Source organism: Vibrio sp. B7 (assembly GCF_963888765.1).
In the GTDB taxonomy this organism is placed as follows: domain Bacteria; phylum Pseudomonadota; class Gammaproteobacteria; order Enterobacterales; family Vibrionaceae; genus Vibrio; species Vibrio anguillarum.
In genome coordinates, this window is sequence record NZ_CAWPKR010000035.1 from 207,727 (window position 1) to 227,942 (window position 20,216).

General features: G+C 41.6%; 24 protein-coding genes. 16 read left to right on the forward strand and 8 right to left on the reverse strand.

Going from position 1 to position 20,216, the window contains the following annotated elements; genetic code table 11:
* Positions 1 to 345: 345 nt before the first annotated feature.
* Genes AACV32_RS11930 through AACV32_RS11940 form a run of 3 tightly spaced genes read left to right on the forward strand, consistent with a single transcriptional unit; the run spans position 346 to position 5,137 of the window.
* Entirely contained in the window at positions 346 to 1,539 is a 1,194-nt protein-coding gene (locus tag AACV32_RS11930) for a tyrosine-type recombinase/integrase (RefSeq protein WP_170895116.1), read from the forward strand.
* A gap of 42 nt (positions 1,540 to 1,581) precedes the next feature.
* Positions 1,582 to 3,771 carry a helicase HerA domain-containing protein gene (locus tag AACV32_RS11935; protein ID WP_249339487.1) on the forward strand — a complete coding sequence of 730 codons (2,190 nt, stop codon included), beginning with the start codon at positions 1,582 to 1,584 and terminating at the stop codon, positions 3,769 to 3,771.
* Entirely contained in the window at positions 3,761 to 5,137 is a 1,377-nt protein-coding gene (locus tag AACV32_RS11940; RefSeq protein WP_170895115.1) for a DNA double-strand break repair nuclease NurA, read from the forward strand. The genes AACV32_RS11935 and AACV32_RS11940 overlap by 11 nt, the downstream gene beginning before the upstream one ends.
* A gap of 12 nt (positions 5,138 to 5,149) precedes the next feature.
* Here AACV32_RS11940 and AACV32_RS11945 read toward each other — a convergent pair whose 3' ends face one another.
* The 6 genes from AACV32_RS11945 to AACV32_RS11970 form a co-directional block, all read right to left on the reverse strand.
* Complete coding sequence (locus AACV32_RS11945) at positions 5,150 to 6,007, reverse strand: DNA adenine methylase (protein WP_170895114.1); 858 nt, start codon at positions 6,005 to 6,007, stop codon at positions 5,150 to 5,152.
* Between the two features lie 103 nt (positions 6,008 to 6,110).
* Positions 6,111 to 6,314, reverse strand: a complete 204-nt coding sequence (locus tag AACV32_RS11950; protein ID WP_017042942.1) for a helix-turn-helix transcriptional regulator — start codon at positions 6,312 to 6,314, stop codon at positions 6,111 to 6,113.
* 77 nt (positions 6,315 to 6,391) lie between these two features.
* Positions 6,392 to 6,775, reverse strand: coding sequence for a hypothetical protein (locus AACV32_RS11955; RefSeq protein ID WP_170895113.1), 384 nt, complete (start codon positions 6,773 to 6,775; stop codon positions 6,392 to 6,394).
* A complete protein-coding gene (locus tag AACV32_RS11960; RefSeq protein WP_170895112.1) occupies positions 6,772 to 7,029 on the reverse strand; it encodes a hypothetical protein in 258 nt (85 codons plus the stop codon). Before AACV32_RS11960 ends, AACV32_RS11955 begins: the two co-directional genes overlap by 4 nt.
* Before the next feature lie 194 nt (positions 7,030 to 7,223).
* Entirely contained in the window at positions 7,224 to 7,484 is a 261-nt protein-coding gene (locus AACV32_RS11965; RefSeq protein WP_170895111.1) for a hypothetical protein, read from the reverse strand.
* A 138-nt stretch (positions 7,485 to 7,622) separates the two neighbouring features.
* The gene (locus AACV32_RS11970) at positions 7,623 to 8,339 is read right to left on the reverse strand and encodes a S24 family peptidase (protein ID WP_170895110.1); all 717 of its coding nucleotides are present in this window, start codon (positions 8,337 to 8,339) and stop codon (positions 7,623 to 7,625) included.
* Between the two features lie 105 nt (positions 8,340 to 8,444).
* Between AACV32_RS11970 and AACV32_RS11975 the strand changes: the two genes are divergently transcribed.
* The 7 genes from AACV32_RS11975 to AACV32_RS12005 are packed head-to-tail and all read left to right on the forward strand — an operon-like array spanning position 8,445 to position 12,217.
* The gene (locus AACV32_RS11975) at positions 8,445 to 8,699 is read left to right on the forward strand and encodes a hypothetical protein (protein ID WP_017042099.1); all 255 of its coding nucleotides are present in this window, start codon (positions 8,445 to 8,447) and stop codon (positions 8,697 to 8,699) included.
* 39 nt (positions 8,700 to 8,738) lie between these two features.
* A complete protein-coding gene (locus tag AACV32_RS11980; RefSeq protein ID WP_170895109.1) occupies positions 8,739 to 9,287 on the forward strand; it encodes a toxin YdaT family protein in 549 nt (182 codons plus the stop codon).
* Between the two features lie 44 nt (positions 9,288 to 9,331).
* A complete protein-coding gene (locus AACV32_RS11985) occupies positions 9,332 to 9,466 on the forward strand; it encodes a hypothetical protein (RefSeq protein WP_017042101.1) in 135 nt (44 codons plus the stop codon).
* The gene (locus tag AACV32_RS11990) at positions 9,463 to 10,263 is read left to right on the forward strand and encodes a hypothetical protein (protein ID WP_170895108.1); all 801 of its coding nucleotides are present in this window, start codon (positions 9,463 to 9,465) and stop codon (positions 10,261 to 10,263) included. Before AACV32_RS11985 ends, AACV32_RS11990 begins: the two co-directional genes overlap by 4 nt.
* A gap of 2 nt (positions 10,264 to 10,265) precedes the next feature.
* Entirely contained in the window at positions 10,266 to 11,000 is a 735-nt protein-coding gene (locus tag AACV32_RS11995) for an ATP-binding protein (protein WP_170895107.1), read from the forward strand.
* Positions 11,000 to 11,632: a DNA N-6-adenine-methyltransferase gene (locus tag AACV32_RS12000; protein WP_170895106.1), complete on the forward strand. Its 633-nt coding sequence runs from the start codon at positions 11,000 to 11,002 to the stop codon at positions 11,630 to 11,632. The genes AACV32_RS11995 and AACV32_RS12000 overlap by 1 nt, the downstream gene beginning before the upstream one ends.
* Entirely contained in the window at positions 11,633 to 12,217 is a 585-nt protein-coding gene (locus tag AACV32_RS12005) for a hypothetical protein (RefSeq protein WP_088729460.1), read from the forward strand.
* A 191-nt stretch (positions 12,218 to 12,408) separates the two neighbouring features.
* Here AACV32_RS12005 and AACV32_RS12010 read toward each other — a convergent pair whose 3' ends face one another.
* Both AACV32_RS12010 and AACV32_RS12015 read right to left on the reverse strand, forming a co-directional pair.
* Positions 12,409 to 13,458: a DNA-methyltransferase gene (locus AACV32_RS12010; protein ID WP_170895105.1), complete on the reverse strand. Its 1,050-nt coding sequence runs from the start codon at positions 13,456 to 13,458 to the stop codon at positions 12,409 to 12,411.
* Positions 13,459 to 13,620: 162 nt separating this feature from the next.
* Entirely contained in the window at positions 13,621 to 13,836 is a 216-nt protein-coding gene (locus tag AACV32_RS12015) for a hypothetical protein (protein ID WP_170895104.1), read from the reverse strand.
* A gap of 226 nt (positions 13,837 to 14,062) precedes the next feature.
* Between AACV32_RS12015 and AACV32_RS12020 the strand changes: the two genes are divergently transcribed.
* The 6 genes from AACV32_RS12020 (at position 14,063) to AACV32_RS12045 (ending at position 20,093) form a co-directional block, all read left to right on the forward strand.
* Positions 14,063 to 15,037, forward strand: coding sequence for a hypothetical protein (locus AACV32_RS12020; protein ID WP_170895103.1), 975 nt, complete (start codon positions 14,063 to 14,065; stop codon positions 15,035 to 15,037).
* Positions 15,024 to 15,458, forward strand: a complete 435-nt coding sequence (locus AACV32_RS12025) for a hypothetical protein (RefSeq protein WP_017050076.1) — start codon at positions 15,024 to 15,026, stop codon at positions 15,456 to 15,458. The genes AACV32_RS12020 and AACV32_RS12025 overlap by 14 nt, the downstream gene beginning before the upstream one ends.
* 655 nt (positions 15,459 to 16,113) lie before the next feature.
* Positions 16,114 to 18,594 (forward strand): DEAD/DEAH box helicase family protein, encoded by a 2,481-nt coding sequence (locus AACV32_RS12030; protein ID WP_064626762.1) that lies wholly within the window; start codon positions 16,114 to 16,116, stop codon positions 18,592 to 18,594.
* 374 nt (positions 18,595 to 18,968) lie between these two features.
* Positions 18,969 to 19,157 carry a hypothetical protein gene (locus AACV32_RS12035; protein ID WP_232473143.1) on the forward strand — a complete coding sequence of 63 codons (189 nt, stop codon included), beginning with the start codon at positions 18,969 to 18,971 and terminating at the stop codon, positions 19,155 to 19,157.
* Positions 19,141 to 19,629 (forward strand): lysozyme, encoded by a 489-nt coding sequence (locus tag AACV32_RS12040; RefSeq protein ID WP_064626785.1) that lies wholly within the window; start codon positions 19,141 to 19,143, stop codon positions 19,627 to 19,629. Before AACV32_RS12035 ends, AACV32_RS12040 begins: the two co-directional genes overlap by 17 nt.
* Positions 19,602 to 20,093 (forward strand): lysis protein, encoded by a 492-nt coding sequence (locus AACV32_RS12045; RefSeq protein WP_064626787.1) that lies wholly within the window; start codon positions 19,602 to 19,604, stop codon positions 20,091 to 20,093. The genes AACV32_RS12040 and AACV32_RS12045 overlap by 28 nt, the downstream gene beginning before the upstream one ends.
* Positions 20,094 to 20,216 lie beyond the last annotated feature (123 nt).

Genomic DNA, 20,216 nt, shown 5'->3' on the forward strand with positions numbered 1-20,216 from the left:
TCTTTTGATTTATATAATTCGATCTTTGCATTTCTAGCGTGAGCTAGTTAAAATCTTCGCTTCATTGAAGTTCCGGTATTCGTGTTACCGAGTGAGCTTCGATGGGTTATTTTCAATCAAACTCAACACGTGTTGCTTGGTATGTTACAAGACAGCATAATCGAACAAATCCCCTCCTTTCGACACCCATTCATGACCATCTAATTAATCCATAACATCCAAACACTTAGCTTTCTTTATATCATTTCTATAATTCAACGTTAGATCACTCATACTGAACAGGTTTCACTTGCATTCATTGTGGGTTTGTACCAAATTTGTACCAAATACTTTTGGTACAAACGAATGGCAATCACAGACGCTTGGCTTAGAGCCACCCAAGGGAAACCCTATAAGGGGAAACCCGAAGTCACTCACCGTGACGGTTTAGGCGTGCGCGTTAGCCCTAAGGGAAAAATCACTTGGATCTACCGGGTGATTTACCTAAGCAAACCGATCAAAATGAAGCTTGGTGAATACCCGGCAATGAAAATGCGTGACGCATTGCGTGAACGCGATAAGAAAGCCGAACTCGTTATGTTGGGTGTTGATCCTCGCATTGGCGTTAACCTTTCAGAAAAAGCCCTCCCAAGCACCATAGACGACTTAATTGACTACTGGGTAGAAAACCACGGCAAAGACAACGTAAAGCAGTGGGAAGCGCTGCAGAAGATGTTCAAGACAGATATCAGCCCTTACCTTGGGCAGCATCAAGCCAAGCATCTAGAATTGGCTGATTTCATGCCGATATTTAAAAAAGCAAAGCAGCGTGTCAGCGCAAAGCATTCTGCAAACCTCATGGCTCGATTTAAACAAGTGCTATCGTATGCGGTTCGTCATGGCTTACTGAAATACAATGTTTTGTCTGAAGTAAAAAAAGCCGACGTGGGTGTGCAAACAGACACTAAAAAAGGCAAGCAGAATGAAGCCGGGGTGAAAGCGCTTTGGAAAGCGATTGATGATATTGCCGTACATGAAAGCAACAAAAACTTTCTACGCCTAATGATGATATTTGCCAACCGAAGCAACGAGCTACGCTTGGCAAAGAAGCAAGACTTTGACTTAGATAACTTGGTTTGGACAGTTCCAGAAGAGAACAACAAAATCCGCAAAAAGCAGGGTGGTGCGATTCGCCGCGCAATTCCACCATTAGCGGTAGAGGTCATCCACAATCAATTCGCGATATGGCCAGAGTTCGAGATTATGTTTCCACCTGTGAATAAAGGGGAAGACAGGCCAATGTCACCAAACATACCAGTGGAGTTTGGGAACAAGTTAGCTGACGCGATAGAAGCGGCAGGTTTTCCACGAACAACAAACCATGATATGCGAAGAACGGCTCGTAACATGTGGGAAGCGATAGGTGTTCCATTCCATGTGGCGGAGACTATGCTAGGACATAAAGTTCACAAAGGCGTGCAGAGCCATTATCTTGATTACGATTACTTGAATGAACAAGAACTTTATTATCAGCTTTGGGCAGAGAAATTAATTCCTTAGATAAAGTTGGCAGACGTCAGAAATCAATAACAGAGACAATTAATGATGAAAAATATAACTAATTTGCTAGGACAGAATGACAAGCTAGTACAGCTACTCGGTGATAATCCAGACGATAACTTTGTTGGCTATATCTATTCCATGAATTTTTCAGAAGCGTTGATTCTTACCAATGACGCATTTAAAGAGAAAGTTTCAGGTATACCACACAATAGTTTTCTTGTAGCAACATCGATCAATCCTAAAAGCATTTCAACGAATTCTGACTGGGATCGTGAAGTTATATTATTAAGAGTTCTCGGACCGTCTAGTTTACCTTTTGAGAGTGATTTTATTAAAACAAGAATTGAACATCACCAGAGAAGAACTGTAGATGAAATGTATTCGACAGATGTGTTAGATGGATTAGATGTTCTAACTCATTCAGAGCTACAAGCTGGTGGACTAACGTGTCGTGTATTAGGGACATTTTTCATAGATAATGGGCATCTTCGTCTTGGAAGCGATATAGAAAACTATATGTCTTCCTGCCGGTTACGTGTGTTCAAACCAAGGGGGGATGCTTTAGGGAAGATTGTTAACCATGTTAACGAAGAAGTACAAAAAAAAGCATTAGAAGAGGCAATCAAGTCGGGCTTCCAAACGATGCCATCACCAATAGAAATCGGTACTGTGCGTTATACATCCACTGCGCGGTTGCATCGTAGTGAAGATGAAACTTTGGTTCCAGTCAACATTCAACCGACAGATTTTTTGGCCAGAAGAACAGCCATTCTAGGTATGACACGTACTGGTAAATCAAATACTTTAAAGACGACAGTTTCAGCAGTTGCGATGTCGGCGGCTAAAGACTCTACCCCAGTTGGACAAATAATCTTTGATATAAATGGTGAATACGCCAATGCTAACCAGCAGGATGATGGTAGTAGTATTGCTGATGTATTTAGCGATGCGGTAATTAGGTATCGTGGTATTGAAACCAAAGGCGATTTTAAAGATTTAAGAAATAACTTTTATGAACGACCAGATATTGGTTTGAATATAATTCAAGATATCCTCAAGGATGAAAACATCAGTGCGAATGATATGAAAATACTCATATCATCATTTTCATTGGATGAATTACCTGATGATGCGGATCAAAGTGAAATTAGTCGTCATGAACGTAATACTGCAGCATTTAAAGCGCTCTTATCGGTAAGAGGATTTGAAGTACCTACTGATCATAAAGTGAAATTCTCAGTATCAGCTCAAGTGAAAAGACAGATACTTGAGCACGTATATCCTCAAGATGTTTCTGAATTAGCAGAGTCCTTAGGCCATAAACCCACACAAGAGGAGCTAAAAATTAAAGCTAACTCCTTTTTTCCTAAGTATGATCAGGGAGTCAGCTTATCTGAGGCTGTTAAGTTTTTTAAAGATGCTAGAGAAGCCGATAAAGAAATAAGAAAAGCTTATGAAGATGCAAAAAAACAGAACAAAATTAAAGGTGAAAAATACCCAGCAGGTCTGTATGCGGCTTTAAGAAGCTCAACTCATTCTGATGATTGGCTAGATGATAATCTAAAGGCCGTAACAAATTTGATCGTTGGTAAAAATGAGTCTGATATGCCTATCAGAGTCAAAAGCTACCTTGGTCCTATTGCTCAGTATCATTCTCCAGTTCGAAAGGGAGAAGTAGAAAACGAAATTTATGATTTTCTTGCTCAAGGAAAAATAGTGATTCTTGATCTTTCAGTAGGTACGGAAACAGTACGAAAGGCTATGTCTTTGAGAATTGCTTCAACTATTTTAAAGCGTTCAATGCATAAGTTCCATTCAGGTGAACAGAATACAAATATCGTTATATATGTTGAAGAAGCACATAACCTAATAGGGAAGAAAGATGATCTTATTGGCGTTTGGCCAAGAATTGCTAAAGAAGGTGCCAAAGCAAAAATCGCCTTTGTTTATGCGACACAAGAGCCTTCTTCAATACATCCCAATATATTAGCAAATACAGAAAACTGGTTTGTGACACATTTAAACAATGAAGATGAGCTAAGATCTTTAGGCAAATTCTATGACTTTAAGGATTTCCACATGTCACTTAAAACAGCCCAAGATGTCGGTTTTGCAAGAATAAAAACTTTATCTTCTCCATTTGTTGTTCCTACTCAAATACATCGTTTTACACCAAGCGAATTAAAACCAATATATTTAAAGTTAAAAGGTGAAAAAAATGCCTTATAACAATCAGACTGCAGCTAAGGGTGGGCATAATGATATTATTAAAAACCCAGATGTTCAAAATTTCTTAGATAATTGCGATCTTATTACCGCACCAAGTGAAGAAGAAGCGAAAAAAATTGTCGCTGATTTCGCTAGGCTTGAGAATGGATCGGAATGGATGCCACTGCATGTTGTAGCATCGGATGCTAGCCCTTATTCAGAACCCGTTAATGGACTTTTCCCAAGTACACAAATTGGATATGTAAAAAATAGCTTAGTTATTATTGATGTATCTAGCTATGATGGTTTGAAACCAGTCAACTCCAATTATGTTGATCCATTCCGCATAGCCCAGCTACATCGTAATGGTGACCCAATATCTTTTACATTGCCGGGAAGCAACATAAAGTATAAAGGTTCGACAACAGTCCAGGACGGATTTCGAAGAGCAGTATATGAGCAACTTTCTGATATTAGAACAAGTTTTACAAATGATAAAACTTATAATGTTGTAGGTACATTACTGGCTATTGATGATAATGAAGTTGAATTAGATAAGTGCCCAGCCTGTAAGGCTTCACAAAAATTTGTATTTAAACCAAATGAAGAGGTCCAAACTTGCAATAGTTGTAGTGAAGATGTATTTGTTACGGACACACTTCGTATACATGAACAAATATCTGACCATGGCGAAAATGGTTCAGCGATGACTCGATTTATGAATGTTGTTGAACACCTCATCATTGCATCTTTTATTCGAATGCTAGGTAAGCATAATCCAGAATTATTATCTCAAATGGCCTTCATTATTGACGGGCCACTAGCGATCTTTGGTCAACCAGCCAAAAGCCATGCTCGATTGATGAAGCTATATAATAAAGTCAATGAATACATGCGGGCGAAAAATCTTGACGCTCCTTTGATTCTTGGCGTTCAGAAAACTGGTGCGGCAGTTGAGCATGCTAAAGCTCTAGGTCGATATATTGAAAATGGTACTTTCAGAGTTATAGATGATGATTACCGACACAAACATATAGCCGCGAGAGCTGAAAAGTCTGAAAATTTTGGAAATGAAACATACTATGGACAGGATTTTATTTACAAAACAGAGTCAGGAAAAGTTTTTGTTTTTGGTCTACCTTACCCATTTGCTAATAAGAGTGAAGGTGCTACAAAATCTAAATCCTCATTTTCAAATGAGAAAGTTAGATTAGAACATTATTATAATAATCTGGGTAAAGCGATGAAAGTGATATCTCATTTCGAACTTGAACTATATGACGATGCTATTGTTCCCATCGCTTTAGCACATAGACACGCGTCAATTAGTCTTGTGCCCGGAGGTAAAGTTCTCGAAATCTTAACAAGGAAAGGGCTAAATGTGTAGGAAATAGCGGCATCAAGCCGCTTTTTCTAATTCCAATTTTTTTATTAATTTTAAACCTTTATTTACAACAAGTAGCTCCGTTCCTTTCCTTTTTTCAGCCGCACTATAGTTCAGGCTAAATCTAAATTGACGAAAGTCTGAATATAAAGATCGAATAAAATCAGAATAATCATAAGTTAGAATCCATTTTCCATTAATAGATCGAATTCTATCTGCTAAATCTTTATGATCGGATGGTTCATAGAAATTAGTGTATAAACTTTGGCCTTTTACAAAGTAAGGTGGGTCAATAAAATAAAAAATCTTTTCGTCAAGAGCTTCAATTTCATCTATAAAATCTAAAGCATCTAAATTATAAAGGTGTATATTTTCTTTAAACGAAGCAATTTTCCTTATTTTTTCTATAAGGTTATTTTTGTTAAAACGACAAGATAACGGGTATTTGCTCTTTTGCTGAAGGCCCCCAATCACTCCTGCTTTTTCAATTATTCCTGAACGGTTTGTTCTATTTAAAAAAAATGAGGAGAAACCTAAGGTTAAGGGGTCGGTTTTATTTTTGTTTTCTTGAACCGAACGTTGGTGATGCCACTCTTCTATTGTTATTTCGGTGGAGTTAATCAATTCTACAAAATCTTCGGTATGGTTAAGTATTGAGTACCATACAGCCCAAACTGAACGATCATAGTCGTTTAAATGGATATGCGAAACCGCTCCCTTGTAAAGTAGAGATAGAGCTAAACCTGCGCCTCCCGCATAGGGTTCTGCATAATGAGCTTTTTTTAACCCATTACTGCATAATATTGTTTCAACCATTGGTGCTATGGCTGTTTTACCCCCGGGATAGCGTAGGGGAGATGGCGTTACAGGCATTGATTTCTCCGAAAAAATTCAGCACGCATTCTATCACTGGTTAACAATAATTGTGACGATCAAATGGCGTAATTTTTACGTTACGCCATCTAATTGCCTATTATCAAACCATTCCTCTTTCTTCTGCCCATGCAATGAACTCTTTGTATGGGCGTTTTCCTTTCATGCCTTTCACACTTTTTGGGAAGCCTAGATCTTGCGTCCAGCGCCAAAGGGTAGGTTGGCTAATGTCTAACAGTTCGCGAACTTCTTTATCGCTGATGAACATGCGTGGGATGGTAGTTGTTGTAAATTGTTGAGTGGCCATTTCAATTTCCTTTTTTAGCTGGTTTATTCATATAACAAACATAAAACACGACACAAATTACGGCGTAAACGATAAAACTAGTCATAAGCTATCCCCTTGTGTTGTGGTATCAAGCGTACCCGGTTGATTGTGTGCCAACACATGGCATCACCCATAAACAGCCCGCCTTCACGTAGCTTGGCGCAACCTTGTGGGAGTTGTTCACCACACTTACCACAGCAGCCCAATTCTTTTTCAATCGCTGGAATCTCCGCATGTACACGGTGAATGAGCGATTGTAAGGCTTCAATTTGAGCATAGGGCTCAGTTGGATAAGCAAAAAACTGGCAAATGGTATCGAGCTTATTCAATTCGCTTGGTGATAACGTAAGTCGAATGTCATTGTTACCGTTGGCCTTGCGCTTGTCTCTTAAGCGCTTGGCACGTACGGCCGCAAGCTTCTTCTGGCGTTCAGTACTCATTTTTTCGCCTTACTCCTTGCTTTAGCCGCCTGTTTTTTTACTGGTGACAGTAATTGCCGAGCACGAGATAAGCAGTAGTCAAAGCATTTACCTCCGCGTGAACCTCCAAATGATGCTGTGGTTCGGTAAGTACTCACTGCGAGGTCTGAGGCTCGCATGACTTCAGAAGGTCCATACCCTTCGCCAAGTAAAATGTGTTTTACGTTTTTATGAATAAAATCTTCATAAGAGTTGCGTGTATTCACAGTACTCATTGCACTTTCCTTTTTTGGGTGAAACCCAGCAATCAGCCTAAGTACTTGAAATTGGTGGTCAGCCAGTTATATACTGATTGCGAGGCGTTAAGTCTCATTGCACAAAGTTAGCCCCTGTTGGTTTGGTCACCGACGGGGGTTTTCTACATTTCCTCCATTCATTTTTCCTCAAGTCTCATTGCACAAAGTTCTAGTTAGCTGATGGCGTTCAGTTTGTTGCTCAATTGGTCAGAAAGAGCGTTGAATTGGTTGATGATCTTCAGGCTCTCATCACCAACGTTTATTTCTAGCTTTTCACATTGGTCACTAAGCTGGATGAGTTGTTTTAGGTCATCGTAGAACGGGTCCGACTTAGGCGTGTTCGCCAGGAACTGCTCAAAGCTCGTTTTATGTAGCTGAATGGCTTTAAAGCCTTCGAGTGCTTTAGTAAGAGTTGCTGTTGTTAGTTGTTTCATTTTGTCACCTTATCAACTTAACTTATGGTTAATCTAACTTATGGTTAAGTTGCATGTCAATAACTAGCGGTTATTTTTTTGATAAAAAAATAGCCCGCATATGCGAGCTATCTAAAAATGGAAGGGAGCTTTGAGGTGTTACAAATCCATAATTACTTGTTTTACATAACCAACAATACGGCAATTGCCATTGATAGGGATAGGATCGTATTTGGGGTTTAGTGGTACTAAAAATTTCTGAGGGCCATCGATTTCTAGCTTCTTAATCGTAGCTTCCGGAGCATCATTCAGTGTTGCCACCACAATCTTTCCATTGTCGGGACAACTACATGGTTCAACAACGACAATAGAGCCTGAGGGGATAGATGGAGATCCATGAGGGTTGGTCATTGAGTTCCCCGTTACTCTCATCGCAAAAGCTTTGTTAGATGTATTTGCGGATACTGTTTGCCATTCAAATTCAGTATCTTGGTCGATGACTACCGTTTGCCAATTACCAGCCTGTACTTGGCTTAGAATGGGAATTACTTTTAAATTTTGAGAGTCTAAATACTGAGCATTTGGAATCTGAAGATTTAAAACCCGACCAGCGGAAGACCTATTTCCTTCAGGGTCAAGCATTTCAATATCGTTACTATCTAAGAGGCTTTCTACAGTTGTGCCTAGTAGGTTTGCAATGTCGGCAAGCTTTTTAGTATTAGGCATCGATTCACCAACTAACCATTTACGAACACCAACTAAGGATATCTTAAAAGGTAAACGTGATTGCAAATAAGTTGCACGCCCGCGTCTGGGGATTCCCGCCAAATCACATGCTTTGTTTAGCCTGTCAGTAAAAAGTTGCTGCCGATCCATAGACTATCTTCTATCAAATTAACCATAGGTTATCTTAACTTAGTTGACACCTAACTATCAGTTGATGTTTAATTGATTAACTTTTGGTTAAGTTAAGGGGCTTAAATGGAACCAAATATAGTGAGTAAAGTGCTAAAAAAACATTTCCAAGGTAGTTATCAAGCAATGGGAGATTTGTTTGGTGTTAGTTCTCAAGCAGTCCGCAAATGGGAGAAATCTGGTGAGTTTCCTGCAAAAAACGGACGCACGCAGCAAGCACATGAACTGACTAACTTGAGTTATGAAGTGCTAACGCCTACAGCGTTCAAATCTCCAACAAGCTTTAAGTCTAGATTAGCAGAGTTTATGAAGCTGACCTGATCACCAACATTCTGGATAAACAACCAGTAAGGAATATGCATGCAACCTAGTTTGAAAAGCGTTATGCATAACGCTGTTGTCGCTTGGCGAAGTGATGCCACTAAAGAGCAGATCGCGGAATTTATCTCCCGTTGTTACCACAAGATGAAAATCTATGAAGAGGAAGACTGCCAGCGAGAGCACATTCTTAAAGTGCCATCGGCAGCAAACAACCTGAATAATACGCAAAACTTATTCCGTTATATGAGCCGAACCAGCATTGAAGCCAAGGCGAATGTGATGGACTTACTTCCTGCCATTATCTCAGCTATGCCAAAAGCAAGAGCAACAGCGGCACTTAATCAATTTTTAAACCCATTGGGCTATTCAGTCGCGGCCATTGGCTCATGCGATAGCATGGTGAACCGAGATCAATTGTTGGCGAATTTTAGTAAAGAATCGTCAGAGGCTTTTCGCTCGGTTCTGTTGCTAAAAGAACATGCCACACGTGACCAACTTCGAGACGCTTACAAAGAGATCCAAGAGAGTGCCGGTTCTCATGAACCCTTGCTCAAATACATTGAAACTTTAATCGCGCAAAAAGGCTGACCACCTCGATGCATTTCAACCACCGAATAAGAGAACTTTGTGCAATGAGTCTTTATATCGTTTTTATCAGTGGTATCCGTTTCTGGATGTATGCCACAGCCGAAGGTAAACGCGTCGTTTCTCGTGATGAAGCAGCGGCTATTTTCCACAGAATGCAAGCGGCTAGGGCGGCAGTATGATTGAATTTTTAGATCGCCCTGTGGCGTTTCATCGCTCTTTTGTGAGGCTTGGTATTGGAGTGACGGGGGCTTTGCTGCTTAGCCAATCGCTCTACTGGAGCAAAAGAACCAATAATACCGATGGTTGGTTTTATAAGTCTGCTGAAGAGTGGAAAGATGAAACCGGCATGACGCGAACAGAGCTAGAAACCGCACGTAAAAAACTGCGTAATTTAGGCATTTTGGAGGAGAAAAAAGTCGGCGTACCTTGCCGACTTCATTACCGTATCAATGCTGCAAACTTGATTGCATGTTTACAGCAAACTAGTTTGCAGGATTCCTGCAAACAGGCGTGCGGTAATCCTGCAAGCATGGCTGCGGAAAACCTGCAAGCTAATACAGAGAATACACAGAGACTACCAGAGACTACTTCAGAAAAGAGTGATGCGCCTAAGCGCAAAACGGCTTTGAGTTTCATTCTTGAAAGGGATTGGCCTAGCGAACTTAATCAAACGGCGTGGACGGCTTGGTTGGAGTATCGCAAGAAAGTTCTTAAGAAACCTTACAAGTCGCAGCGTAGTGAGCAAGCTGCGATAACCAAGTTGCTCAACTTATCGAAAGGCGTTGCTGAGGCTCAAAAGATCATCGTTGATCAATCCATTGATAACGATTGGAGTGGGTTGTTTGAGCTGAAAGAGGGTGTTTGGGGTGCGGCTAGAGCGGGTATGAGTAATACCTCAACGACGGCCCAAGTCGGTGAAAGCTACCGTGAAGGCATGGATATTTCTAAGTACCAACTACCGGAAAGCAGGGGGTAACTATGACATCATTACAACATCTTCAAGCACGTATTCCAGCGCATATTCAGCCGTACAGCCGCGCCCAAATGGATGAAATTCGCAAGCGCGAGGAAGAGGAAACCAGCCGTAAGATCTTCCAGCAATACCAAGTTGCCAAAGTGCAAAGCGCACTTGGCCGTAGTGGTATTGGTAAAAAACACGCCAAGTGCCGTTTGGATAATTACATTACCGAAACTCAAGGCCAGCGAATAGCGTTTAACCACGCCAACACGTGGTTGGTGGATTTCCTGAAAGCCCCACACAACCGCAGCTTTGTGTATTCCGGTACGACGGGAACGGGCAAGAATCACCTTGCGTCGGCCATTGGTAATAACCTACTCGCACGTGGCAAATCAGTGATGGTGATCTCTGTGTCTGATTTGATGCTGAAAATTCGTGATAAGTACAATTCAAGCAGTGTGATGACGGAAGCGAAGTTTATTGAAGTGCTAAGCAAAGTCGATTTATTGGTGCTTGATGAAGTTGGAGTGCAGCGCAAGAACGATCACGAAAACATCATGCTGAGTACGATCATCGATGCGCGTTGGGCGAACGACTTACCAACCGGCATTCTCACCAACCTTGGGTATGAAGAACTGCAAAGCCTACTTAGTGAGCGAGTGGTAGAACGCTTGCTCGATGACGGTGGAGAGTGGGTTTCATTTGCATGGGAAAGCTTTAGAGCTAAGTCACGCAACAAAGTAGGGGGCGCATAATGGCTATTTTAGTTCATTCAACGTCACCCGCTGAAGACAAAAACCGTTGGGGTACAACGTGGGAATGTTTTGGCGATGGGCAGGCGCTGTTCGGGCGTAAGTTCAAACTGGATGTGTGCGCAGAGCCTGCAACGGCCAAAGTGGATCGTTTCATTACTTCGCTGGAATGGTTAGAGCAACGCGCAGGTAATTACTTTCAACGTGGTATCGGTTTTACCGCTAACGACTTTAACCCGAACGCGAAAATAGTTGGTTTTGATTCACTTGAGCTGCGTTGGGAAAATGATTTTTGGTGTAACCCACCGTTTGACCTAAAGCAGTTGTTCATCAAAAAGGCTTATCAAGAAGCCAAAGCAGGGCTAAGTGGGATGATGCTATTACCCTATGAGCCTGCAACCACTTGGTGGCGTGAATTGGTCGATGGTAAAGCCACCGCCATTTATGAACCGGATGGTCGCTATAACTTTTTTGATATTGATGGCCAAACAAAAAAGCGCGGTGTTAATTTCCCGTCGGCTTTTGTGCTTTGGACACCGCACCACATGCACTACACACCGAAAATTCCTTTCATGAGAGGAGTAGCAAAGGCAATGGGACATAACTTTATCTATCCGTTACAGGAGGTAGCATAAATGCGACCTGAAACGTTATTAGCGAAATTTGATTTAAAGGGGCTGAATTACGAACAAATGCACAATGGTGGTGGGAAAGGCTTATTCTCGTTAGAAGAGCAGTTGGCGATGGTTGGCGTTACATGGAAAGAGTCACCCATAGGCTTTTTGATCTTATTTGTTGAAATGCAGAATAATCACCACTCACGTAACATGCTTGAAAAAGCGGTTATGCTTGAGGTGATCAACCAAACACAAAAGTGGCGTGGCCAGAAATGTGAAAAGGCTTTTGTAGCATTGGTTCGAACTGCTATTGAAGAGTCGACGAACCCACTAGGCCAAGTGTGCCCATCCTGCGGTGGTTCGGGTTTTTATTTAAGTGAATGCCGTCATAAACGAGTTTGTAGCCACTGCAATAATGGACGCATTGAATGGAATTATGAACAGCGCTTTGCTGCGATGTGTTCTGGTGAGTTTGCTTGCACTTACAGCATGTTTAAGCGCTATCACGAAGTGCTTGAGCCGATCACTAAATGGCTTTGCGCCAAGCGTAATGCGGCTATGCTGGCGCTGATGGAGCGAATTGAACGCGAGAAAATGGCTTAGAAAAGTATTAGATAATAAGTAGTGGCTCGCAAGTTTGTTATCTCTCGCTTTTTTTTGAGTATTTTTCCGTTAATTTTGAGACAAATAACAAGTAACACCTTCATTTGCTGCTGTAAACAAAACGCCTTTTGTGCGTTTCTTATTCTGGATAAAGGCGCTTTCGCGCCTTTCCTTTTTTCTGATAGGTTAGCTTAACCCTCTCTCATGGAATTCAACGTGAGGTCGAAGGTTTCTTCTTCCATTTCAATGCCGATAAAACGCCGATTCAATGCTAAACAAGCCTTACCTGTTGAGCCGCTTCCCATGAAAGCATCAAGCACCACATCGTTCTCACGGCTACTGGATAACAGAACATGTTCAAGTAATGCTTGGGGTTTTTCGCATGGGTGTTTGCCCGGATAATATTGCACCGGTGCAAATTGCCAAACGTCTGTATAAGGAACGTCACTGGTGACACTAAAGGGGCGGCGCAAATGCTCATATTCCGCTTTTAAGCCGTCAAATTCACGAACAAGCGTTTGGTACTGTGAATTCAGATCATTGTATTCACCGACTAATTCATGATGCGATTTAACCAGTTCCCCTCGTTTTTTATCAAAAAGCCTCTGTAATTTCAGATATTGATCTTCATTTGGTAAGGCCCATTGGCTTTCACTAAACCAGTGGGAGCACATTTGTGTGCTTGTCGCCTCGTTGATTTCTTTTGCGGTTACGCCAAGCTGTTTACGCGCATCCATAAAGTAATCAATCAGAGGTTTGAAGACCTGTTTTTTTAATTGAGAGCATTGAGTGGTGTAGCCAGAACAGCCTTTTGCATATCCCTCAGCGTTATAATGCCCGGCAAAAATAATGCGTTCAGTCGCGGGAAAGAACATGCGTAAATCTGGTTTGTGCATGCGCCGCCATGGGCCCGAAGGCTTAGCCCAAATGATATGGTTAAAAACCTCAAAGCGATTGCGGATCAGTATTTCTGTATCACTTGCCAGTTTAGATCCACAGAACAGGTAAAGGCTACCCGAGGGTTTTAACACACGCCAGAATTCAAGAATGACTTCATCAAGCCAAGCGAGGAAAGATTGAACGTCAGGCCATTGGTTATCCCAAGCATTGCGTTTAACTTGGAAATAAGGGGGATCGGTTAGAATGAGATCAACGGAGTTATCCGCCAAGGTTTTAAGGTACGGTAAGCAATCTGCGTTGACTAATGTAGCACGACCATCGTGCAGGGTGTGTTTGTGCATTCTTATCTCCTGTTAACAAGAGCCTTGAATACAAATAGCGATAGGTAGCCGCCAGCTATAGCGGTTTAAACATATAGCTGGCGGCGTTTTGCTGCTTCCTCTCCAACATTGTTGGGTCTCAGGTACTCAAGGCATCAAAACACCTCAAGAGTCTATCATAACTTAACTGTGTTTATATACAGTATTTCTAGTTGTTTTAGTGAGTTGCTGCAAATCGGGGAAGGGTTGCTGCGCGAGCTGTTCTAATACAAACGCAATGTGGTGTTCACTGTGTTCTGGATGTAGCCGAGCGATAATATGAGGTTCAACCACGCCATAGCGCGAATAGGTCACGATAGTTTGTACGAGTGTTTTTGCTTCTGGTGCAATGTTTAACATGCTGAATTACCATGAAAATAACTATGTCACGACACTAGCTCTGAGGGCTATAACCATCCAGTCTTGTTTTCTACTTATCCATGGAAGTGTGATGTTGAGGGAAATGTTATCGGTTTCATATCGTTAGCAAGTTGGTAGAATACCCGCTTTCACTATATTGGTGAGGCTCAACCTCTAATTTTTTAGTAAATATTGTCACTGTCAATATTTACGCTTTGGAATGTAAATGAAAAAAGAAGATCTAAAGGCTTATGGTCAAGCTCGTGGAATATGGCGAAAGTCATCATTAAACGGCCGCAGTGAACAGGTTAAGGTTGCGGCTTTACCCGCGACCTCTCAAGCACCACAGAGCCAGTCTTATGTCAGTGAACAGGTTCTAGCGTCACAAGCAGCGCAATCGCAGTCTGTCTCTTACCCAGCGGGTGTGAGCATTGCTGATTACTATGGCATAACGAAAGCTCAGGTATCAGAAAGGCTGGCTGACTCAATTGGTTTGCAGTGTTCATTAGAAGAGGAAATGGCGAAGAATCATCAGCATGTGTTGATCACGGATTTAGAGGATGCGCATAAGGTACTGCATAACGTTTGGCTTGAATCTGGTCGTGATGTAGCTGCCTTAGCCGCCAGCATCAACACGGCTAAATCATGGTTTAACCATACCGAGCCAATGTTTAATGCTCGCTCTATTGCTAAACAGTTTGGAGACATGGGTATAAAAGCCGATTTGGTAGAAAGTAAAGGCAAGACCTTTGTTGCGTTCTCTGGAACAGATAAGAACGGGAAAGCACTCAAGCACGCTTTTGTTAACGGTACTCGTATCAATATGAATGGTAAGAAATACCCACTCAACTCGTTCAAATCGGTGCAAGCTGGGTTTAGTCCTAAATCAAGGGCTGCGAATTTTAAAGGGGCTGGCGTATTAACGTTTGTTGTATCTGCCAGTATTGCGACCAGTGACTTAGTATTCAAAGATGATTATCACCTAGTGGATTGGTTCGGTCATGTGGGCTCTGACATGTTTAAGGCTTTGGTACAATTTGGGGCTGGTGAGGCCGCGCTGTTTGCGGCTGCTTTTTATGGTGTTTCGATCATGTCAGGAGCAATTCTGGTCGTGTTTGCGTATATTGCCATTGAAGCTGTTTGGTCAGAGTACAAGATTGCAGATAAAGTTGTAGGAGGGTTAGAAAGTGCTCTTGAGTAATAAAATTCGAGTTGTGGGTGTTGCTCTACTTACCATTGTCATAATGGGTTGGTTATGGATTTGTGACTTTTTGCTAGAAGATTACTTCGCTATTTTGAATCAAGCACCTACCGTTCGATTGTCTGTTATTACATTATGGGTTCCTGTTGGTGTTTTAGGTGTACTGTTGAGTATGCTTTTTATGTCGCCTAAGGCTTTGTTTTTAGGAAAAAAAATAAATGAAGTGTATTCGCCTAAAGCAATGCAGTTGGCAAATAAAGTGTGTATTTATTTTGCATTAGCAGGCGTTGCCTTTGCAGCAGGCTGGACTTATCACTCTCTCGATTTATTGGACAGGTACGGTTACGTTTATAGCCGCGACTTAACCGAGATAACCCCTACAGGCATCCATTTGATGTACATAAAAAGCAATTCTCAATGAACTATATAAGAATTGTGCTGTGCTTGTTGGTCACATGGCTATGTTGGTGGATAACTTCAGGGAACTTAAACCAAGCCTTTGGTTTGCTCCCTTCAAGTGTTGAGGTCTCTGGGGTTTTAAATATATGGGCTGGGTTTAGCGGTGTTATCGCTAGCATTTATCTCATTGTTTACTCAGTCAAAGATGAGTTTAACCTATCACTTCCAATCGGTGAAATTAACAAAGTGATCATCATTTTTGTCTTAGTAATTTCACCGTTATTTACTGTTATCACGTATAGCAAAATTCATTCTAATCTCGAAAACTATGTGGAATGCTCTGAACTAAGGACACTATCAAGCCGTTACTCAAGCCGGACATATGCTATTTCGTCGGAACTTTGCCAGCAATTCGTAGATGAAAAGAGTCAGTGAGGGCTGTATTACGTGTTGTCATTGTTCAACAATCAGCTGCGACTATGCATAGTTCAGTTTTGCCTCAAAGTTAGTTACGACTCTCAGGGGTAGTGCATCTAGTCAGGTAGCTTTAGAAAAACTTTTTTGTCGTAATCTATTTAGATCTCATATCAATTGGAGCTATTGTGAAATAGGTCGTTGTACGGATGCACATACACACATATAGTTGACTAAACAATTAAACATAATAAGGATAGCAAATGCTTGATTTTAGTCAGCTTGGTGGAACCAACCCTGTTGATAGTTCTTTCAATCCTCGTGAGATTTTTCAGGCTCTTCCTAAGGTTAGCGGGAAGTTTCAGTATCCGCGTGATGTCCAAAGTCAAGTTTGGGCGAAATGGTATGAAAGAAGGGATACAAAAAACTTAGTGATCAAGATGAATACTGGTGGTGGTAAAACGTCAGTAGGTTTACTCGTGTTAAAAAGTTGCTTAAATGAAAGGAAAGGACCTGCTGTTTACGTGGTACCTGATAACTACCTTGTAGATCAAGTGATATTGGAAGCCAAAGAACTCGGTATTAATACTACTAAAAACCCACATGATCATCGGTACTTATCATCTAATAGCATACTTGTTATTAATATTCATAAGCTTGTTAATGGTCGGTCTGTTTTTGGTGTGGGTGATGAGGGCATCAAAGTGCCTATTGGAAGCATTATCATTGACGATGCTCATGCGTGTTTAGACACTGTAGATCAACAGTTTACAATGGAAGTTCCCAGCACCTCTCCTCTATATAACGAACTGCGCTCTACTTTTGACAGCGTATTGGAAAAGCAGAGTTATGCCAAATACCATGAGATCTTAAGTGGTGATACAAGTGCTTTCTTACAGGTGCCGTTCTGGAGTTGGCAAAAACAACAAGCAGTGGTGACACAAACACTTGTGAAACACAAGAGTGACCGTATTATCGAGTTCTCATACCCGTTACTTAAGAGTCACTTACAGTTAGCAAACTGTGTGTTTAGTGCAAGTAAAGTAGAGATCTCCCCTCATTTTATCCCCATTTCTGTAATACCTGCACTGGGGCAAGCAACACGAAAAATATTTATGACTGCAACACTTGCAGACGACAGTATCCTTTCTAGCCATTTTGGTGTGAACCCTAATGAACTATCTAACCCGATAACTCCCGATAGTGCTGGAGATGTCGGTGATCGTATGATCTTACTACCTCAGGTTATTAACCCAAAAATAACAGACGAAGATATCCAACAGCTATGTAAAAGCGTGTCTAAAAAACATAATGTTGTAGTTATCACTCCATCTACATATCGAGCTCAGCAGTGGGAGAACGTATCCGATCTCACATTAAACTCAAGTAATATTAGTGAAGGAGTTGCTCGTTTGAAAACTCAACATGTTGGTTTAGTCGTGTTGAATAATCGTTATGATGGTATTGATTTACCTCAAACAGCATGTAGGCTCCTAGTTATCGATGGATTACCCGATGCTAGAAACTTGATCGATCGAGTGAAGCAATCTTCGTTGATGTCGAGCAACTATGATAATGTTGAGAAAATCCAACGGATTGAGCAAGGCATGGGACGGGGTGTTCGTTCAAGCGATGACTATTGCGTAGTTCTACTTACAGGAAAGGGGCTAACAAGCACTATCTATACAGATAACGCTATTGAAAACTTTTCACCAGCTACACGTGCGCAAATGAATATATCAGAAAGCGTTACTGCACAAGTTACAGATAAACCTGCTTCAGAGTTAGAGCAGTTGATGGACTATTGTTTACTTCAAAATCAACAATGGGTTGGGTTTAGCAAAGGTCAACTCGCCCAATTGACTTATGATGAACGAGCCGATAGTAAACCAATTAAGCTTTCACTTTATGATGCTTATTTGTCGGCTATTCGTGGTGATGTAAATAATGCATGTCGCATCATTGAAGCTACAGCGAATGCTTGTGACGATAACGCTTTAAAAGGATATCTAAAGCAAGTATTAGCTGAATATACGAATATCAACGATGAAACTCAGGCCCAATTGATATTGCTAAATGCAAATATCTATAACCAGAGGCTTTTAAAGCCACTGTCTGGACTTAACTATTCTAAAATCAACAACTTAACGCAAGAGCAGGCTGAGCAATGCTCAAGCTACTTGAATAGTAAGTTCTTGGTAAAAAACAAGATGATCATTACTGCAAATGCCATAATCGACGACTTATTTTTCAAACCTAAGTCAGCAAACAAGTTTGAAGCTGCAATGAATGATTTGGCAAAAATGTTGGGGTTCAATAGTCAAAGGCCAGAACTTGCGTATAACAAGGGACCAGACAACCTTTGGTCTATTGGCAACCAACAATATTTGGTTATTGAGTGTAAAAATGAAGCTACCTCTGACACAATAAATAAAAGCTATTGTAACCAGCTAAATGGTTCCTCTACTTGGTTTGAAACCCAGTATGATTTTACGAGTCAGCACACACCGATAATGATTCATCCTTCTGTGACGTTTGAATACGCATCTTCACCTAAGCCGACTATTCGTATTATCAATGAGCAAAAGCTGCAGGAGCTTCGTCAAAATGCTCTTAGCTTCTTTGAAGCTATCTCAACAAATAACGAAATCAATAATGTCGATGCGATACGTGAGAAGTTAGCGACCTACAAGCTTCGAGGTCAGGATATGGTGGAATGCTACACTGTGCCATTTAGGGTATAACATCCAAGGTATTTAAGGGGAGCAATAGCTCCCCCCCTTTTTTGCGTAACTCGCGAGATTTATAACACAGAATTGTCCAAAAACAAGTTTGACACTTCGTCCATGAAGTGTGATTCAGAATAAACACAAAATTTATTTACTACATCTAGCGGGTGAGCGTTGACATTCACCACTAAATGCCGCAGGATTACCACATTGCAGAGCCTCACCTATTTGGTGGGGCTTTTGTGTTTCTAACATTTATTCTTCTGTATTGCGCCCTTATGGCGCTTTTTTTGTGCCTGTCATTTCTCATCTAGCTCAACAGTTCTGTGGGGCTTTTCATTTTAAATCAAGTAAGCAAAAGGACACTCCAGCAGGGGGTGGATATGCGTATGAATGAAAAAATCTCCAGCGCAATGTCGAACTGGTGGAACGTTTCTATTGCCTTTTTGGGTGGGGTATCTGCTGATGCGTGGATGGTGATTATTGCGTTTGGCGGTATGTTGCTGACCGCGTGGATAAACAACTACTGGCAAAAGAAACGTTTTCAAGCGGAGTTTGGCAATGAGCAAGGTAAATAATATAACTCGCTCTCTCATTGCGGCTGGTGCCGGTGCAATCGCCATTGCCACGTCAATGATAAAACCGCTTGAAGGAATAGAATATGTTCCGTACCGAGATGTTGTTGGTGTTCTTACGGTTTGCTACGGCACTACAGGGCCAGATGTTATCGAGGGGAAGGTTTACACAAAAGAAGAGTGTGAATACTTCTTACAGCGAGACTTAAAGAAGATCGAGCGCCAAATCCTTCCAATGATAAAACCAGCACTTCCAAAGCCTACCAAGGCGGCACTTTACTCTTTCACTTATAACGTTGGTGTGGGCGCGTTCTCTCGCTCAACGCTGCTTAAAAAACTGAACGCTGGTGATATAACAGGCGCTTGCAGTGAACTGAAGCGATGGGTGTATGCGGGCGGTCAGAAGTGGAAAGGATTGATCACTCGCAGACAGATTGAGGACGAGGTATGTCAATTTCAGCTTACTGGAAAATGATTGTCGCTGGCGTCATCACCATCGTAATCATCGCACTTTTCAGTTTGTATTCAGTAGAGAAAGCAAACCGCAAGGCAGTGCAAGCGAAGCTTGATGAGACAACGGAAGAGCGTGATTCACTGGTTGAGCTAAACAATAGGCAAATCGCCAAAATCCAATCCTTCAATGAACTCAGCATTAAACATGCGGAGGAAGCCGCTAATGCAAAGAAAGAAATTGACTCTCTTCGTGCTGACGTTCGCAACGGCGCTAAGCGGGTGTTCATCAAAGCCAGTTGTCCTGAGCCAGTGCCCAAAGTCGATAGCGCCAGAAGCGTGGGCGATGCAGGAGCCGCCGAAGTTGAACGAGCAGTTGCAGAAGATATTCTCGATCTCCGAGAAATGAACGCAAAAGCCATCAGGCAGATCCATTATTTACAAGGCTACATTCGCACTCAATGCTCGTTAGCCAGTCATTCTGATTAAAGAGGCCCGCTTGCTGCCTTAAAGCAAGTAAACCCACCACCGCCAAGAGCAAAAGCGTGCATTCTTTTTTGGTGTCGTCGAGCACCTAAGGTTTAGGCCATTATCCACAGTGCTTACGGCGGT

Coding starts and splice junctions, on each gene's coding strand:
- AACV32_RS11945 (WP_170895114.1), bottom strand. CDS start 6,007: ATGCCTGTAACGCCATCTCCCCTACGCTATCCCGGGGGTAAAACAGCC.
- AACV32_RS12030 (WP_064626762.1), top strand. CDS start 16,114: ATGCTTGATTTTAGTCAGCTTGGTGGAACCAACCCTGTTGATAGTTCT.
- AACV32_RS12010 (WP_170895105.1), bottom strand. CDS start 13,458: ATGCACAAACACACCCTGCACGATGGTCGTGCTACATTAGTCAACGCA.
- AACV32_RS12005 (WP_088729460.1), top strand. CDS start 11,633: ATGCGACCTGAAACGTTATTAGCGAAATTTGATTTAAAGGGGCTGAAT.
- AACV32_RS11990 (WP_170895108.1), top strand. CDS start 9,463: ATGATTGAATTTTTAGATCGCCCTGTGGCGTTTCATCGCTCTTTTGTG.
- AACV32_RS11935 (WP_249339487.1), top strand. CDS start 1,582: ATGATGAAAAATATAACTAATTTGCTAGGACAGAATGACAAGCTAGTA.
- AACV32_RS11985 (WP_017042101.1), top strand. CDS start 9,332: ATGAGTCTTTATATCGTTTTTATCAGTGGTATCCGTTTCTGGATGTAT.
- AACV32_RS11975 (WP_017042099.1), top strand. CDS start 8,445: ATGGAACCAAATATAGTGAGTAAAGTGCTAAAAAAACATTTCCAAGGT.
- AACV32_RS11950 (WP_017042942.1), bottom strand. CDS start 6,314: ATGGCCACTCAACAATTTACAACAACTACCATCCCACGCATGTTCATC.
- AACV32_RS11970 (WP_170895110.1), bottom strand. CDS start 8,339: ATGGATCGGCAGCAACTTTTTACTGACAGGCTAAACAAAGCATGTGAT.
- AACV32_RS11930 (WP_170895116.1), top strand. CDS start 346: ATGGCAATCACAGACGCTTGGCTTAGAGCCACCCAAGGGAAACCCTAT.
- AACV32_RS12020 (WP_170895103.1), top strand. CDS start 14,063: ATGAAAAAAGAAGATCTAAAGGCTTATGGTCAAGCTCGTGGAATATGG.
- AACV32_RS12000 (WP_170895106.1), top strand. CDS start 11,000: ATGGCTATTTTAGTTCATTCAACGTCACCCGCTGAAGACAAAAACCGT.
- AACV32_RS11960 (WP_170895112.1), bottom strand. CDS start 7,029: ATGAGTACTGTGAATACACGCAACTCTTATGAAGATTTTATTCATAAA.
- AACV32_RS11980 (WP_170895109.1), top strand. CDS start 8,739: ATGCAACCTAGTTTGAAAAGCGTTATGCATAACGCTGTTGTCGCTTGG.
- AACV32_RS12045 (WP_064626787.1), top strand. CDS start 19,602: ATGTCAATTTCAGCTTACTGGAAAATGATTGTCGCTGGCGTCATCACC.
- AACV32_RS12015 (WP_170895104.1), bottom strand. CDS start 13,836: ATGTTAAACATTGCACCAGAAGCAAAAACACTCGTACAAACTATCGTG.
- AACV32_RS12040 (WP_064626785.1), top strand. CDS start 19,141: ATGAGCAAGGTAAATAATATAACTCGCTCTCTCATTGCGGCTGGTGCC.
- AACV32_RS11940 (WP_170895115.1), top strand. CDS start 3,761: ATGCCTTATAACAATCAGACTGCAGCTAAGGGTGGGCATAATGATATT.
- AACV32_RS12035 (WP_232473143.1), top strand. CDS start 18,969: ATGAATGAAAAAATCTCCAGCGCAATGTCGAACTGGTGGAACGTTTCT.
- AACV32_RS11995 (WP_170895107.1), top strand. CDS start 10,266: ATGACATCATTACAACATCTTCAAGCACGTATTCCAGCGCATATTCAG.
- AACV32_RS11965 (WP_170895111.1), bottom strand. CDS start 7,484: ATGAAACAACTAACAACAGCAACTCTTACTAAAGCACTCGAAGGCTTT.
- AACV32_RS11955 (WP_170895113.1), bottom strand. CDS start 6,775: ATGAGTACTGAACGCCAGAAGAAGCTTGCGGCCGTACGTGCCAAGCGC.